This window comes from Flavobacterium sp. GL_143 (assembly GCF_057834355.1).
In genome coordinates this window covers 4,734,741-4,750,006 of sequence record NZ_CM174401.1, presented here as the reverse complement: position 1 = coordinate 4,750,006, position 15,266 = coordinate 4,734,741, and the positions used below count along the sequence as shown (strand labels likewise).

The following is a 15,266-nucleotide window of genomic DNA, read 5'->3' as shown; positions in this document are numbered from 1 at the left end:
TTTGATACTTACTTCTTTTTCTTTTTTAGAATTAAAAAAAGTAATAAGGTGATAATTAAAGCGGTTAAAAACACATAAAATCTAAGATTGGTACTAGTTGTTCCTCCTTCATTATCCCATGGCGCGCCTAATGTAATTGTAGTAAGAATTGCTTCTACAAGACCAATGAATATTCTACCAAATATCTCACTTATTCCTTTGCCACAATCTTTGCAAACAGAAAAACCATAAATAAATCCCGTTAATGGAAACGAAAATATAATACCTACAATTGCAGAAATAAAGAGTAATTTTCTTTCTGATGTTGTCTTTTTTTCCATCGATTAATTATTGTTCGAGTTACTTAATGGTTATGACTTATTAATGTATTGTGTTTGCTACGAAGTTAGGAGAGTTCATAGAGTAATCAAAATAATTATTTAATTATATGACAAATAGGCTTCTATTTTTTCGTGTGTTTTTGATTTAAAGCGCTTGAATTCGGCATAGTATTTACTTGTGCAACTTTCGTCCAGGAAAATCAGATAACTGAATTTCTTTTTTATTCCGTAATTGTTGTCTGTAAACTTTTCAAAATAGGTTGTTGCAATTGCTATAACTGCTTCTTTGGTAGTAAAATAATATTTTACGCCATTTTTAAGCGTAAACTCATCTCCAACTACTGGATAGTGAACGGTTTGATTGATAATGAAAGATTTGGGAACTGTTACCCAATAGTTTTGGTCTTTATCTCGATAACTGTATATAGCATTATCTGATACTGTAAATAAAGTACCATTATCGGTATCGAGAATGCATTTACGTTTAATATCTCGATTACTAGCAAAAACAGCTATTTCTGAAGTGTATTTTTGTGTCAGTAATTCGGTTACCTTTTTTTCTATTTGCATAATAATTACTTTAGGTACAGTTGATTGACTGTAAGGTTGAGGTAAAAATATGTTTAAGGCTGTTTGGTTGTAACCCAAATAAATTATAAGAATGATATAATAAGGTATTTTCCTGAAGTGAAAAATAGAAGTATGATTTTTAGGTTTTAGCCCTGATGGGAATGGCATCCTTTTATGGCAATCCCGATCCCGAAGCTTCGGGATGGGATGCTATAAAAGATATAGTGTACAGCAGGAAATAGCTCCAAAAAAAAATGCTATAAAACTAAGTCTTACAGCATTTTTATACTAAATGTGATTTATGTTAAGCTACTATGGCTTTTTGTTTTCTAAAGATTGTAAGTTGCATTAGTAAGGAAAGGAATATGGTTAATATTGCTCCGATAAAGTTGAGCCATAAATAACCTAATTTTTCTTGCCCGCTTGGATAAATCCAGATTGAGTAATAAAAGATGATAAATATGGTTATCTGGCTAATTAGTGCACTATAAAATACGGCTTTGGACTGTACGTGTTTGATATAAAAACCAACCAGGAATATTCCTAAAACTGTTCCGTAAAATATGGATCCGATGATATTTACTAATTGTATTAAATTCTCGAATAGGGTTCCTACACAAGCAAAAAGTATGGCGATAATTCCCCAGAATAGAGTAAAAAACTTGGTTGCATACAGATAATGCTTGTCTGATTTTTCGGTTTTAAGGTTACGTTTGTAAATGTCGATTGCTGTTGTCGATGCCAATGCATTTAGCCCTGAAGCGGTAGATGACATGGCTGCCGAAAGGATTACTGCCAATAACAACCCAATTAATCCTTTTGGTAAATAGTGCAGGATAAAGTGGAAGAATACATAATCTTTATCGTTGGTTTCGCTGTTACTGTCGGCTTTTATAATGATTTCTTTGGCTCGCTCGCGCAAATCTCTTTCTTTATTAGATAATGTTACCAGTTCTTTGCGTAAAATCGGATTGTCGTAATCCTGATTTAACTGATCAATGTATAATAAATTGATTACTTTTTTATCTTCAGAAAGTACGTTGAGTTTTTTCTCGAGCGCATGATATTCGTCTTTATACGCCGATTTCTCGATTATGACTTTGTTATTTGGATTAAAATTTAAAGGAACTGGATTGAACTGAAAGAATACAAATACCATTATTCCGGTTAACAGAATAAAGAATTGCATAGGAACTTTTAAAAGTCCGTTCATGATTAATCCCATTTGGCTCTCCTTAACTGATTTTCCTGATAAGTAACGACCTACTTGCGATTGGTCGGTTCCGAAATAGGCAAGGGCAAGGAAAAAACCTCCTGTGATTCCGCTCCAAAAAGTATATTTTTCTTCTGGGTTAAAAGAGAAATCTACGATATTCATTTTATCATTTGCTCCAGCAATATGCATGGCATTGGTAAATGTCATATCGTTTGGCAGGTAATGTAATATCAGGAAGAAGGTAATGAACATTCCCGACATGATGACAAACATTTGCTGTTTTTGGGTTACGTTTACTGCTTTTGTACCGCCTGAGAAGGTGTAGATAATTACCAGTAATCCGATCATGACATTCATTAAAGTTAGATTCCAGCCTAAAAGTGCTGATAGGATAATTGCTGGTGCATATATGGTAAGTCCTGTTCCTAAACCTCGCTGAACTAAGAATAGTATTGCTGCAAGTGATCGGGTTTTTAAATCGAATCGTTTCTCTAAGAATTCATAGGCTGTAAATACTTTGAATTTGTGGTATAAAGGTATAAAGGTTACGCAAATGACTATCATAGCAATTGGTAATCCAAAATAGAATTGCACAAAACCCATTCCATCATGATATGCTTGTCCCGGAGTTGATAAAAAGGTAATGGCGCTTGCTTGTGTTGCCATTACCGAAAGTCCTACGGTGTACCAAGGAGTTTCGTTATTGCCTAGAATAAAATCTTCGACATTTTTGCTTCCTTTGGTTTTCCAAGATCCGTAACCAACAATAAATAAAAGTGTAACTATGAGTACAATCCAATCAAATAGTTGCATATGTTATGAGTATAAGTGCATTATTAAATAAAAAATCAGAATATAGATGGCGTTGGCTACAAGTACATAAGTGTAGCTTTTTTTCCATGTTTTTATTTTTTTCGTTGCCATATTAAAGCTTTTAATTCTTAATTTCTTTATTTGGGATTTGTACTGGTTGTTTTAATGAGATTATATTCGATAATAATCGATAGGCTCCGGGAACTCCTTCGGGTAATTCTCTAAAGAAGCTTAAACCGGTGTAAATATAATATCCTTTTCCGTATGGGGCGACTAATAATGCGCCCTTTTTAGCCGATTCTCCTTTGTCATGGGAGGATAGGATAGGAGTGAAGGCTTTGTCGTATTCACTTGGGTAATATAATCCTTGTTCTTGTTTCCAACCTTCAAAATCTTTGGAAGTAATTTTATTAGGTGTACTTAGAACAGGATGATTTGGTGCCAGAAATGTAACTTCGGCATTTTCTTCGGTTACTCTATCTGAGGAAATTTTTAGAGGATATGGCGCAATAGTATCGGTTACAAGATCGCCTGCTGTATTGTATTGTACTATCATTGTTTTTCCGTTTTTGACAAAGTCAAATAATACAACTTGTTTATTAGCAAGTGCCTGAATGGTGTTGTAGGCACGGATTCCTGTTATTACGACATCAAAATTATCTAGTCTTGTTGGTGTAATTTCTTCGGGTTTTAAGATGGTTACTTTATACCCCATTTGTGCCAGGCTATTAGGAACTTCATCGCCAGCGCCCATGATATAGGCAATTGAATCTCCTGTTGTTTTTAGGTCAAATCGGATGCATTTGGCTTCTGCTGGGGCTAAAACCTGCTGTTTGGTGATATGACTGTAATCGATGATGGTTTGGTCTTTATCGTAGCGTTTATTGCCTACAATCGCTACGCTTTTTACTGTTGCGTTTTCTGGGTTTACTGGTGGTGTTACTTCAAAATAAACAATTTGTTCTATTCCTTTTTTGGCTAGGGTAAACGGAATTTGTTTCGGAGAAATTATCCAGCTTTTTGGTAATTCTAATTGTAAATTACCTCTTACACCATCTTTTCCTGCTTTTATTTTTACAGCAACTGTTTTGGTCTGAGTATCTTTAAATAGTAATACTTTTTCTAGAATTGTGGTTGTAACTTCGGGAACAATATCCAAGAAATCATACATTTCGCCTTTTACATCATCATTATATTTATAAACTACGGTACGCTCAAATGGAATTTCAACATTGTTTATCTTAATATTAAAAATAACTTTTACATCGCGAATAATATCTGGAACGCCTATGTTTTCCTGATTAGAAACGGTGTACATTCCTATAGTTGCTTTTTCGGCTAACCAATACGGTTGTGTGTAAGGAATTGTAGTTGGTAATTGAGTTTTTAAATTGATTTTTTGATCTTTATTATTAGTTAAATCAATGTTTTGAGGTGTTGTTTTTTGGTCAGGTAATGTTGTTATACTTACTAATTGCATAGGAACCGAAGTACGATTAATAGCTTCTAGTTTTAGGCTTACAGTGCTTCCTTGTGTTGTTTCTTGCTGTTGTGCAACTGCTTCCAGGTATAAACCAGAACAGGCTGCTATTATTTTTTTGATTTCTTCAGATTTTAATACTTTCCAATGATTTTCGTTTAATGACTGAATCATTGTGTAGGCTTTTACCAAATCGGGTATGCTTGCCGATGGATTATTAAAATTGTATTGTGTCAGGATTGTATTGATTAGTTCTCCAATAGGTTTTCCTCCTTTAATACGGTTCCAAGTAGTATCGATTCCGTCAAAAATATTAGATGGGTCTTTTGGTGTATCTCCGTTAATAAGTTCCAGATATTCGGTATCCTGACCACGGCTTCCAGTTGCACCAAAACCTTGTGATTGATGACGGCTGCGGCTCAAGGCTGCAATTTCCTGATTAGATTTTCCTATTCCGGGATAATAAACCCCAGTTTCTAATGTTGTAAATTTAGATTTATTGGCTGCTTCAAATTTTTCCTGACTGCCGTAAAACCACCAAGAAGTATTAAAGAATTGGCGCTTAGGTTGCCATGGCGTTACATATTTTAATTGTTCGGGATATATACTAGGATTATTGGCCAGATCAAAGCTCTCAACGCTTAACATTGCCGATGAGGTATGATGCCCATGTGTTGTACCGGGTGTACGATGATCAAAACGATTAATGATTACATCGGGCTGAAACTTACGAACTGTCCATATGATATCGGCAAGTACTTTTTGTTTATCCCAAAGAGTTAATGTTTCATCTGGTGTTTTTGAGTAACCAAAATCATTGGCACGTGAGAAAAACTGTTCGCCACCATCAACTTTTCTGGCTTCGATAAGTTCTTGCGTTCTAATTACTCCTAATAATTCTCTTAATTGTGGTCCTATTAAATTTTGACCACCATCGCCTCGGGTTAAAGATAAGTAGCCTGTTCTTGCATTTACTTCATTAGATAAATAAGAAATTAATCTTGTGTTTTCATCATCTGGATGTGCAGCTATATAAAGTACCGAGCCCAAGAAATTTACTTTTTTTATTTGATTGTAAATTTCAACCGAATTTGGTTTTTGTGGTTTTTGGGCAAAAGCAGCTTGTAAGCTAATAAGAACTAAAAGGATAATCTTTAGAAGGAGTCGGTGCATCTGAGAATTATTTAATTTTTTAAGATTGTTTTCAAAAATAGTAATAATAGAAACTGGTAATTGTTAATGACATGTAAAGATGTTAAAGTATTTGTTAAAAAAAAAGAGAGTGCCTGGATATGGCACTCTCTTTTAATTACGAAATGTTGTTTAGTGTCTTCCGTGTCCACGACCATGTCCTCTACCGTGGTCATCATCGTCGTCATGGTCGTCATCACGGTCATGTCTGTCATGACGATTGTGTTTGTCTTTTTTGTAGTAATCATTACGATCTTTTTTATAATAACCGTATGTTCTTTGCGGTTTACCACGATACCCTTTGCAATATTGAACTCTATGTCTGTCAAAATAAGCATACGGAGTTCTACCGTGATAATCATTTAAAACTACTTTGTATCCTCCGTACAAATCATAATTTCTATATTGTCTTGGCAAACTGGTTGATCTAATCCATCTTCCTCCACCAAAATAAATAAACTGTGTGGCACGAACGTCATAATAAGCCTCAACGTCTGGTAAATAATAATATTCTGTTTCAGCATATCCAACTGGTCCCCATTGTGGCGGTGAGCCTATGTTTACGTTTATCGAAACTTGAGAATGCATGGTACTTGAAATAAATAGAAATATTCCGAAAGTAATAATTTTTAGTGTTTTCATTTTTTCTGGGGTTTTGGATTCTTAATTTCAATATTGAAATGTTTGACTATTTCGATATCTGATTTGTGAAATCCAAAAGTTGTGCCACAAAAAGTTTTTAAAATGATAAAAAAAGACAATATTTATTTATTTAAAAATAAAAACGCTGATATATAAAGTGTTAGGTTGGTTTTTATTTTTAGTTTTTTTCTGAAAAATAAAATAAAATGAGGGAATATTCTGTGCCTATCTATACTCGACTAATCTTGGTTTAGCTAATTCAAAATTTTGTAATCCAAAATCGGTGGTTTCAAATGTGTTTGTTTTAAAAACATTATCGCCTTCAAAAGGAATTGTTGGGTAGTAAGAAATAGATAACTGAAAGGAACTAAAAACTAAATAGTCATTACTTATTAGTAATCCCAGAGTTATTTTAGAATATACTTTATTTCTCATCATTGCATCGCCAGTACTTCCTAATACTGCAGCGGTATAATTAAAAAAGGGATTCACACGAAAACCTACTACTGCATGTGGCGCATAGGTTTGGGTTTGTAATGACAATACCATTTTGCTAGTGCCATATATTGGACTGTTAAAACCTTGCAGACCATTATTTCCATTAATATTAAGTTGGTCACCGACAGTATTTTCTCGATTAGCACCAATAACTAATGCAGGTTTTACAAACTGTCTTAGTTTCCAGTTCCCTATTTTTACTAGGTTTGTAAAATAATTGGCTTCAAAAGCAAATGCACTTTGGTATGTTTTAGATTGATGAAAGAAAGTCCCAAATTCAAAATCGGCACTAAAAAATCCCCATTTATGATAATCTCCAAATGATGCCTGAGCGCCTATGTAAGGACGCCAAAATGTATTTTTATATTGATATCCGGCTGTTATTCCAAAGATTCTTCCTGTGGCTACATCTTCGGTAGCACCATTTCTAAATATATAATTGTCTTTAACAAACTCTCGGGTGTTGATTCCGATTCCAGTAAGCAATAATTTTTCGTCCGAATAAAAGCTAATAGGGTCGTATTGTGGCTCGGGAGATTCTATATAGTCTACATTTAAGATACGCCCTGAGATAATTAAGTTGGTTTTTCTTTCTTTTTCTTTAAAAATAGGAAATGCTTTTCCTAACCATGCATCTTGCGTATTGTATTTAAAATTCTGAAAGCTATACTTAAGATCAGGACCTTGCAAGGAATCTCTTCTAAATTGTTGCCCAATATATAATCCGCCTGCCCATCTTGTTAAAGGGGAGTAGAAAGGACGTTCTATGTTAATGCTTTTGTTGTAGTTGTTATCTAAATCGTTATTATACTTTGCAGTTACATTAATAAAGGTATTTTTAATGTTAGGAACGGTATAGGTAAAATCATTGGCGTTTTTTCCATCGCTAAAACGGTTTGTAAATTTATACTCTAATTGCTGACCTGTCCCGAAGAAGTTTTTATCTTTTAATCCTATACCAACCTGATTGCTTGATATAGAAAATTTAGGAATATAACTCCACGAATCCAGAACTCGAATTGTAACATCTACCGAGTCGGATTGTACATTGGGTAATTCACCTTTAATACTTACGGTATTTATATATTTTTGGGATCGGATGATACGCTCCGATTCTTGTACTTTGTAAGCATCGTAAGGCGTATTTTTTTTGAATAATAATAAATTACGTATTGCGAATTGTTTTGTTTTTAGATGAAGCCTATTTCCGGTTCTTTCTCCCCAATTTCTAGGTGTAATTGTTGAGTCACTCTCAGAATATCCAAAAGGATCTAGGGTTACAATGGTAATTTTGCGTATAATTTTTCCATCATAATTGATAGTATCTACTTTTTGGATTATTTCCTGATTTTTTTTTGGACGTGTAGTCCTAAAAACAAACCGGTGAAAGAAATTAGTGAACTTATGTTTCTTGGTATATGATTTAAGCTTAGAATACATTTCGGTACTATCTTTTTTAGGCTCATTTACCTGCGAAAAAGAACTAGTATAGCAAAAACATACTAGGATGAGTAATAGGTATGTTTTATATTGAAATAGTTTTATTATCAAGTTAGGTAATTTTTATGAATTCATTTTAAATAGTGTTTAAAACGGTATTCTATTCTTTTAATTTTGTTTTTTTTATTTTCCAACTAAATTTTTTCGGCAAATCATTCCCTATTAAATATCCCCAAGGCTCCAAGGATTCGATTCTATCAAAAATTATTTTAAGAATAGCCAGTAGAGGTATTGCCAGAAACATTCCTGATATTCCTGCAACTCCGCCACCAACAATAATTCCGATGATGGAAAATAGCGCATTTATTTCGACCTTAGTATTTATAATCAATGGTACAAGTACGTTATTATCTATTAGCTGAACAATTATATTTACTATCAGAATTCCCAGAATTATAGAAATTTCGGGAGTTCCTGTAAGTGATGCTAAAACGGTTAATACACCTGCAATAAAAATTCCTATGTACGGAATCATGTTTAAAATCCCTGTAATAAGACCTAATAAAACAAAATATTTCACCCCAATAATATAAAGGCCTAAACTTGTTAATACTGCCACTACAAGCATTTCTATAATAAGACCTACAATATAATTGTTTATCGATACTTTTATCTGAGTTAATATCTCTTTTAGTTTAGTATGATGTTCTTTCTTAAACAATTTAGCCAAGAAAAGGGTAAAGTGTTTTTTATATAAAAGAAACAAGAAGATAAAAATAGGTATTATAGTGCAATCCAAAAGAACATCTGAAAGAGATCCTAATGCTGTTCCTAGTTTTTCTCCTCCATTTTTTACAGAATCTGAAGTAACGTTTTCAATATATTTTTTTTGTTCTCCATTACTGATATTAAAATTTGCTTTTATAAAATTCTGCAAATCATTAAAAACGGCAATTGCATTTTTCTTAATTATAGAGAAATCATTGGCGATATCACTAATCTGATACGAGATAAATGTAAGGATCCCTATTATTACAAGTACAAAAATAAGGACAGTTACTATAGATGCAAGAAAATGTGGGAAACGTAACTTTATGTGTAATATTGAAAATAAGGGCAGTAATAATACCGAAAATAAAAAGGCTAATAGTACTGATGTTATGATGTCTTTACCAATAACAAATATAAAACCAATACAAATTATACTTATTAAAACACACACAAGTTTTACATAAAAAGGCAATTTAATTGATTCCATAACTAATTTGTTGAGGTTAAAAAGCTTTTATTGCCACTAATAAAAGCTAAGTTAAACAAATGTTATGCTTTATTCCTCTTTTTACGTTCTACATTTTTAAAGTTAGCTTATAAAATTCCCATAAAAGAGCTTAATCAAAAAATTCTTTATCTTCAAAATGAGCTGGTATAATTGAGATTCCTTTTTGCAGAAGCAAATTATTAGGATAGATTATTTTTTCTCCTTCTTTGGTTTTTAAACTTACGTGAAATGCATTTATATCTTCGATTTCGGCTTCGATAGGGAAATCTTTATCATGAATTTTTATTGAATCTCCTATTTTAAACGGAAAGGAAAAAAACAAAATAATTCCAGAAGTTATATTACTTAAGATAGACCATTGTGCAAACATTGCCACACCAATAACGGTTGCTATAGAAGATACGGTAAGGAAAATATCATCGGTTTGAACACCCCAAACCACAAATAAACCTATTATAAACAAGATATTGGTTAGTAAATGAATGTATTTGATTATCAGATTGGTTCTATGCTCTAAGAAATGCTCTTTTTTAGCGTATCGGCGTACCAATTGGGTAATAGTAACTCTTACCGCAGCCGTTATTACAATAAGGATTCCTGTTGCAAATATTTCTTTGGCGTAATCGGTAAAAAAAGCTGTCATAATTTTATATTTTAATCTAATGTACTTAAATATTCATAAACTCTGTGTGTAGGAAGCCCCATAACATTGGTATAAGATCCTTCCACTTTTGCAACTCCTACAAAACCAATCCATTCCTGAATACCGTATGCACCAGCTTTATCGTATGGTTTGTGATTTTTAAGATAATATAAAATGGCTTCATCGGTCAATACTGTAAAGGTAACCTTTGTAGTTTCGTTTATAACAACCGATTTTTCATTGGTCCTAAAACAAACAGAAGTAATTACATCATGAGTTGTATTCGATAAAGATTTTAATATATTAAATGCATCTTCTTCGTCTTTTGGTTTACCCAATGCTTTATCATTATGCCAAACAATTGTATCGCTTGTAATCAGGATTTCATTTGGTTTTAATTCACCTTCAAAAGCTGCTGCTTTAAGTTCGGCTAGGTAATCGGTAATTTCACTTCCTTTTAATTCTGGAGGAAAGATTTCCTCTACATCCTTTAATCTAATTTCGAAATCTAGATCCAGGTCTTTAAAAAATTGCTGACGTCTAGGTGAACCTGAAGCCAGTATTAAAGTATATTTTTCTAATTTTTGCTTAAGCATTGTATTTAATATTAAGATTGATGATTAAAATAGACAGGATTCCGAAGAATAAAATCCATTTTAAAACTGCGCTCAAATGATGAAACTCTTTATTTGTTTTGGCAGTGATTATTTTTGCTATAAAGTAAAATAGTGGTGCCAGCACAAATACAAACGCATATAATGTAGCGATGTACAGATTATAAGCTACAAAATAATTATTGATATAAATTAGTAATAAAACAATTGGAATAAGTGCAAGCGCAAAAACGACTTTGGCAGTTCGGCTTGTGCCAATTGCAATAGGTAATGTCTTCATCCCTTGATTATAATCGCCATTTGCATCTTCGATGTCTTTTACAATCTCACGTATAAAATTAATTATAAAAGCAAATACGGCATAATCTAAAAGAATAGAGAACATACTCGCCATTTGTGCTCTATTGCCCGCGTCTGTAGCAGGAAAAATATCAAAAACTCCGATTATTATAACACTAAAAGATAATACTAAGGCAACAACAACATTGCCCAAAATCATGATTTGTTTTAAAGTTGTAGAGTAAAAATAAAGACTGGCAGCAATTAGAATAAAAAGAGTTGCAAAACCTGGTCTCATAATTACATTAGATAAATAAAATCCAATTGCAACACCAGTAACATTAAGCGCTACGTATATGTTATAAGCAGCAGTTTCAGAAATACTTTTGCCAACTACAACATCGCTTGGTTTGTTAATTAAGTCAGTTTCTTGATCAAAAATATTATTTATAACATATCCAGCTGCCGCAATTAAAACAGTGCTTAAAACCAATAAACCATACTGCCAATCGGCTAATGCCAACGGGATATTTTGCAATTTTAAGAAACCATAACGAAATAGTATTTGCATAAATGCAAGCATTAATAGGTTTTGGTAGCGAATGAGTTTGAGGTATTTCATTTTTTTTTAAGGTGCTTTTTTGAGGTACTAAGGTTCTAAGTAACAAAGGTTCAAAGGTTCAAAGGTTCTTCGTAGAGACGCACCGCAGTGCGTCTTTATAAGAGATTCAAAGGTTACAATATTGTCTAAATCATGGGTATTTAGATTATACACTACATAAATCACAATAATAGATTATATACTACATGGTTTTGTTACGAAGTCTATAATGTAAAACTCAATTCTTAATGTGTAATACAGGTACTGCAGATTGATACTGAACACTGTTACTGTATACTAGACTCTAATCGTGTTTCCCGTTAAAATGCTCCATCCATTTCCCTTGTACTTTCATAACTTGTTCTATTACATCGCGTGCAGAACCTTTTCCTCCTTTTACGTGTGAGATATAACGACAAATTGTTTTTATTTCTGGGCTAGCATCTTGCGGGCAAGTAGGTAATCCTACCAGTTTCATTACGTGATAATCAGGAATATCATCACCCATGTATAATACGTGCTCAGGATTAATATTATATAATTCAGTATATTCTTTAAACGTTTCAACTTTATCCGGAGTTCCCAAATGAATATCTTTAATTCCAAGATTGCGTAATCGTACGCGTACGCCTTCATTGCTACCGCCAGAAATAATACATACATTATACCCACTTTCTACAGCCGCTTTCATAGCATAACCATCACGAATATTCATCGTACGAAGAATTTCTCCTTCATTGGTTACAAAAACCGAACTATCAGTAAGTACTCCGTCAACATCAAAAATAAAAGTAGTGATGTCATTCATTATTTCTTTATAACTTTTTGCCATTATTTTGTATAGATTTTGTTAGTAATGTATATATGTTTTTTTGATTTTCATCAGATAAATAACTCAAATGAGCCTTAATTGTTGTTGCATCTTTACGTTTTGCAGGTCCAGTTTGAGCATCAATAGGAGGCAGCGTATTTATTTTATTAGCTGTTTCGGCTATTAAAGGCTTAAGGATTTCGAAAGAAACGCTATGCTCCGTGCAAATTTCCTGTCCGATTTGGTATAGGTGATTGGTGAAATTATTTACAAAAACGGCAGCTACGTGCAATGCTTTTCGTTGTTCAGAATTGATGGGATATACGGCATTCGAAATGATCTTAGCAAGTTTTTCGAGTACTAAATAATCGGTTCTGTTTTCGGCTTCCAAACAAAGCGGAACCTCCTTAAAATTGACTTCTTTATTTTTTGTAAATGTTTGTAAAGGATAAAACACGCCACTTCGGTTTTTTATATTAATTGCTTGTAATGGAGCAGTTCCTGATGTATGAGTAACCAATTTGTTTTTAAAAGGTAATTGCTCCGAAATAGTAGAAATAGCATCATCAGAAACAGCAATAATATACAAATCGGCTTCTTTTAAAAGTGCCAAATCAGTTACAATTTTGCTAGAATCGAGTAGAGGAGATATCACTTTTTTTGTTCTGGAATACACCTGAATAAGTTCAATCGCACTACTTTTTGCGAAAGCATTTATTAAATGTTGGGACACATTTCCCGAGCCAATTAGTGTTATTTTAATCATATTGCAAAATTAGCATTTTTTTGAAGAGAATTGATCTTGATTTTTTGGGATTTTTTTTGTTTTATAATTTCAATTCATTGGATATATAAATACGTCACTTCCTTTTATTTCTATATTTGTAAGAAAAAAACAAAACAAAATAATGAAAAAAACAATTACTCTAATTGCTCTCTTGTTTATCGTTTCACATGCTTTTTCCCAACAAATAGGAGATGGACATGCTCCCATTATAAATGACTTTACTGTCCCTCTTAAGTCAGGAGTTTATACTGGGAAAAATGTTATTGGAGGAACTTCTGATATAGGTATTGGCTGGCAACATTTATTTTTAGTAAGGCATATAGATTCAAATAATAATTATCAATTACAGATTACTTCATCATATGTAGAAAATGATAGAATATTTTTTAGGAAAATTGCTAGTAATGATTTAACACCTTCAAATCCTGCATGGGTCGAACTTGCTACAAGAGGAACTAATGCATTTACAGGAAATCAAATTATTAATGGTAACGTGGGTATTGGTTCTACAGCGCCAATAGCGAAATTAGATATAAGTGGCAATTTAGTCTTGAGAAATTATGAAAATGTTAACGGCAAAGGCAATACAATTACTTTTACTTCCTATGGAGATAATTTATATGGACCCCAAATAAGAAGTTATTTAACTTTTGCTGGTCTTGAAAATTCTAGAACGGGATTAATGTTAAGCTCTTATTCAAAGGGATATAAAGACGAACTTTTTCTTATAGATGGTAATGTAGGTATTGGCACAACAAACCCAAATAATAAACTAGACGTAAATGGAACAATTCATTCCAAAGAAGTAAAAGTTGATTTATTAGGGTGGTCAGATTTTGTATTCAAAAAAGAATACATTTTACCAACGCTTGAAGAAGTAGAAAAACATATTAACGAAAAAGGACATTTAGAAAATATTCCTAGTGAAGATGAAGTTTTAAAAAACGGAATTAATTTAGGAGAAATGAATGCTAAGCTCTTGCAAAAAATCGAAGAGTTAACACTTTATATGATTGAAATGAAAAAAGAGAATCTTGAAATGAAAAATAGATTAATTAAACTTGAAAATAAATAAAATGATGATAAAAAATATTACTCTAATTGCACTGTTGTTTATAACATCATATACTTTTTCTCAACAAATAGGTGATGGACACGCATCTATGAAAAATGACTTTACAGTTCCTCTAATGTCGGGAGTTTATGTAGGAAATAACCTTACTGGAGGGACTCCAGATACGAGCTACGGTGGTTGGCAATATTTATTTGCAATTAGACATGCTAATTCAGAGGATAACCATCAATTACAAATTAGTTCATCATACACGGAGAATGATAGACTATTTTTTAGAAAAATTGTAAGTGACTTAACACCTAGAAATCCTACTTGGATAGAACTTGCTACAAGAGGAACGAATACTTTTACTGGAAATCAATTTGTGAATGGTAATGTTGGAATTGGGGTCGAAAACCCATCAGCATTATTAGAAATCTACTCCCCAAATTTTTCAATAGGTAGAAATGATACTCAGAAATGGTCATCGAGAAATGCAGAATATTACCTTAAATTGCAAACGATTTGGAATGAAAATGGAATTAATCAAGAATTTATTCAACGTTTTAATGGGGTTGATTATACATCATTGGCTTTTTATTATGGTAATGTAGGTATTGGTACTTCAACTCCTGACTCTAAACTTGCTGTAAACGGAACAATTCATTCAAAAGAAGTAAAAGTTGACTTATTAGGGTGGTCTGATTTTGTTTTTAAAAAAGAATATATTTTACCTACACTCGAGGAAGTAGAAAAACATATTAACGAAAAAGGACATTTAGAAAATATTCCTAATGAGGAAGAAGTTTTAAAAAACGGAATAAACTTAGGTGAAATGAATGCTAAGCTCTTGCAAAAAATTGAAGAATTGACATTATATACAATCCAGCAATCAAAAGAAATTCAGACTTTAAAGGAAGAAAATAAATCTTTTAAGTCGTTATCCGAAAGGCTTTCAAAATTAGAGAAACAACTTAAATAATTTTAATAACTTAATGCAAAACCAATCAATATATTTTTTTAAGGAC

14 protein-coding genes are annotated in these 15,266 nt (G+C 32.5%); 2 read left to right on the top strand and 12 right to left on the bottom strand.

Annotated features, from left to right (window positions below):
* Positions 1 to 8: 8 nt before the first annotated feature.
* The 12 genes from AC3IPI_RS19940 to AC3IPI_RS19885 form a co-directional block, all read right to left on the bottom strand.
* Positions 9 to 320, bottom strand: a complete 312-nt coding sequence (locus AC3IPI_RS19940; protein ID WP_489155195.1) for a hypothetical protein — start codon at positions 318 to 320, stop codon at positions 9 to 11.
* A gap of 99 nt (positions 321 to 419) precedes the next feature.
* Positions 420 to 1,058, bottom strand: a complete 639-nt coding sequence (locus AC3IPI_RS19935; protein WP_489155193.1) for a hypothetical protein — start codon at positions 1,056 to 1,058, stop codon at positions 420 to 422.
* Positions 1,059 to 1,194: 136 nt separating this feature from the next.
* The gene (locus AC3IPI_RS19930; protein WP_039114270.1) at positions 1,195 to 2,919 is read right to left on the bottom strand and encodes a sodium:solute symporter family protein; all 1,725 of its coding nucleotides are present in this window, start codon (positions 2,917 to 2,919) and stop codon (positions 1,195 to 1,197) included.
* Positions 2,920 to 3,040: 121 nt separating this feature from the next.
* A complete protein-coding gene (locus tag AC3IPI_RS19925) occupies positions 3,041 to 5,572 on the bottom strand; it encodes a PIG-L family deacetylase (RefSeq protein WP_489155191.1) in 2,532 nt (843 codons plus the stop codon).
* 150 nt (positions 5,573 to 5,722) lie between these two features.
* Complete coding sequence (locus tag AC3IPI_RS19920; RefSeq protein ID WP_039118668.1) at positions 5,723 to 6,232, bottom strand: hypothetical protein; 510 nt, start codon at positions 6,230 to 6,232, stop codon at positions 5,723 to 5,725.
* 225 nt (positions 6,233 to 6,457) lie between these two features.
* A complete protein-coding gene (locus AC3IPI_RS19915) occupies positions 6,458 to 8,281 on the bottom strand; it encodes a POTRA domain-containing protein (RefSeq protein WP_489155189.1) in 1,824 nt (607 codons plus the stop codon).
* A gap of 49 nt (positions 8,282 to 8,330) precedes the next feature.
* Complete coding sequence (locus tag AC3IPI_RS19910; RefSeq protein ID WP_489155187.1) at positions 8,331 to 9,428, bottom strand: AI-2E family transporter; 1,098 nt, start codon at positions 9,426 to 9,428, stop codon at positions 8,331 to 8,333.
* A 130-nt stretch (positions 9,429 to 9,558) separates the two neighbouring features.
* Positions 9,559 to 10,092 carry a mechanosensitive ion channel domain-containing protein gene (locus AC3IPI_RS19905; RefSeq protein ID WP_086894525.1) on the bottom strand — a complete coding sequence of 178 codons (534 nt, stop codon included), beginning with the start codon at positions 10,090 to 10,092 and terminating at the stop codon, positions 9,559 to 9,561.
* A gap of 11 nt (positions 10,093 to 10,103) precedes the next feature.
* Entirely contained in the window at positions 10,104 to 10,688 is a 585-nt protein-coding gene (locus AC3IPI_RS19900) for a Maf-like protein (protein WP_489155184.1), read from the bottom strand.
* Positions 10,681 to 11,607 carry a geranylgeranylglycerol-phosphate geranylgeranyltransferase gene (locus AC3IPI_RS19895; RefSeq protein WP_489155182.1) on the bottom strand — a complete coding sequence of 309 codons (927 nt, stop codon included), beginning with the start codon at positions 11,605 to 11,607 and terminating at the stop codon, positions 10,681 to 10,683. The genes AC3IPI_RS19900 and AC3IPI_RS19895 overlap by 8 nt, the downstream gene beginning before the upstream one ends.
* 283 nt (positions 11,608 to 11,890) lie before the next feature.
* Positions 11,891 to 12,418, bottom strand: a complete 528-nt coding sequence (locus AC3IPI_RS19890; protein WP_039114264.1) for a KdsC family phosphatase — start codon at positions 12,416 to 12,418, stop codon at positions 11,891 to 11,893.
* Positions 12,402 to 13,163: a Rossmann-like and DUF2520 domain-containing protein gene (locus AC3IPI_RS19885; protein ID WP_489155180.1), complete on the bottom strand. Its 762-nt coding sequence runs from the start codon at positions 13,161 to 13,163 to the stop codon at positions 12,402 to 12,404. Before AC3IPI_RS19885 ends, AC3IPI_RS19890 begins: the two co-directional genes overlap by 17 nt.
* Before the next feature lie 142 nt (positions 13,164 to 13,305).
* On the opposite strand from AC3IPI_RS19885, the gene AC3IPI_RS19880 reads away from it, so the two are divergent.
* Together AC3IPI_RS19880 and AC3IPI_RS19875 are read left to right on the top strand one after the other, a co-directional pair.
* Entirely contained in the window at positions 13,306 to 14,259 is a 954-nt protein-coding gene (locus AC3IPI_RS19880) for a hypothetical protein (protein WP_489155178.1), read from the top strand.
* 1 nt (position 14,260) lies between these two features.
* Complete coding sequence (locus AC3IPI_RS19875; protein ID WP_489155176.1) at positions 14,261 to 15,220, top strand: hypothetical protein; 960 nt, start codon at positions 14,261 to 14,263, stop codon at positions 15,218 to 15,220.
* Positions 15,221 to 15,266: the final 46 nt, after the last annotated feature.

What these genes read in the sequence shown, in the direction of transcription:
- AC3IPI_RS19940 (WP_489155195.1), bottom strand. Translation starts at nt 320, where the DNA reads ATGGAAAAAAAGACAACATCAGAAAGAAAATTACTCTTTATTTCTGCA.
- AC3IPI_RS19935 (WP_489155193.1), bottom strand. Translation starts at nt 1,058, where the DNA reads ATGCCATTCCCATCAGGGCTAAAACCTAAAAATCATACTTCTATTTTT.
- AC3IPI_RS19930 (WP_039114270.1), bottom strand. Translation starts at nt 2,919, where the DNA reads ATGCAACTATTTGATTGGATTGTACTCATAGTTACACTTTTATTTATT.
- AC3IPI_RS19925 (WP_489155191.1), bottom strand. Translation starts at nt 5,572, where the DNA reads ATGCACCGACTCCTTCTAAAGATTATCCTTTTAGTTCTTATTAGCTTA.
- AC3IPI_RS19920 (WP_039118668.1), bottom strand. Translation starts at nt 6,232, where the DNA reads ATGAAAACACTAAAAATTATTACTTTCGGAATATTTCTATTTATTTCA.
- AC3IPI_RS19910 (WP_489155187.1), bottom strand. Translation starts at nt 9,428, where the DNA reads ATGGAATCAATTAAATTGCCTTTTTATGTAAAACTTGTGTGTGTTTTA.
- AC3IPI_RS19905 (WP_086894525.1), bottom strand. Translation starts at nt 10,092, where the DNA reads ATGACAGCTTTTTTTACCGATTACGCCAAAGAAATATTTGCAACAGGA.
- AC3IPI_RS19900 (WP_489155184.1), bottom strand. Translation starts at nt 10,688, where the DNA reads ATGCTTAAGCAAAAATTAGAAAAATATACTTTAATACTGGCTTCAGGT.
- AC3IPI_RS19895 (WP_489155182.1), bottom strand. Translation starts at nt 11,607, where the DNA reads ATGAAATACCTCAAACTCATTCGCTACCAAAACCTATTAATGCTTGCA.
- AC3IPI_RS19890 (WP_039114264.1), bottom strand. Translation starts at nt 12,418, where the DNA reads ATGGCAAAAAGTTATAAAGAAATAATGAATGACATCACTACTTTTATT.
- AC3IPI_RS19885 (WP_489155180.1), bottom strand. Translation starts at nt 13,163, where the DNA reads ATGATTAAAATAACACTAATTGGCTCGGGAAATGTGTCCCAACATTTA.
- AC3IPI_RS19880 (WP_489155178.1), top strand. Translation starts at nt 13,306, where the DNA reads ATGAAAAAAACAATTACTCTAATTGCTCTCTTGTTTATCGTTTCACAT.
- AC3IPI_RS19875 (WP_489155176.1), top strand. Translation starts at nt 14,261, where the DNA reads ATGATGATAAAAAATATTACTCTAATTGCACTGTTGTTTATAACATCA.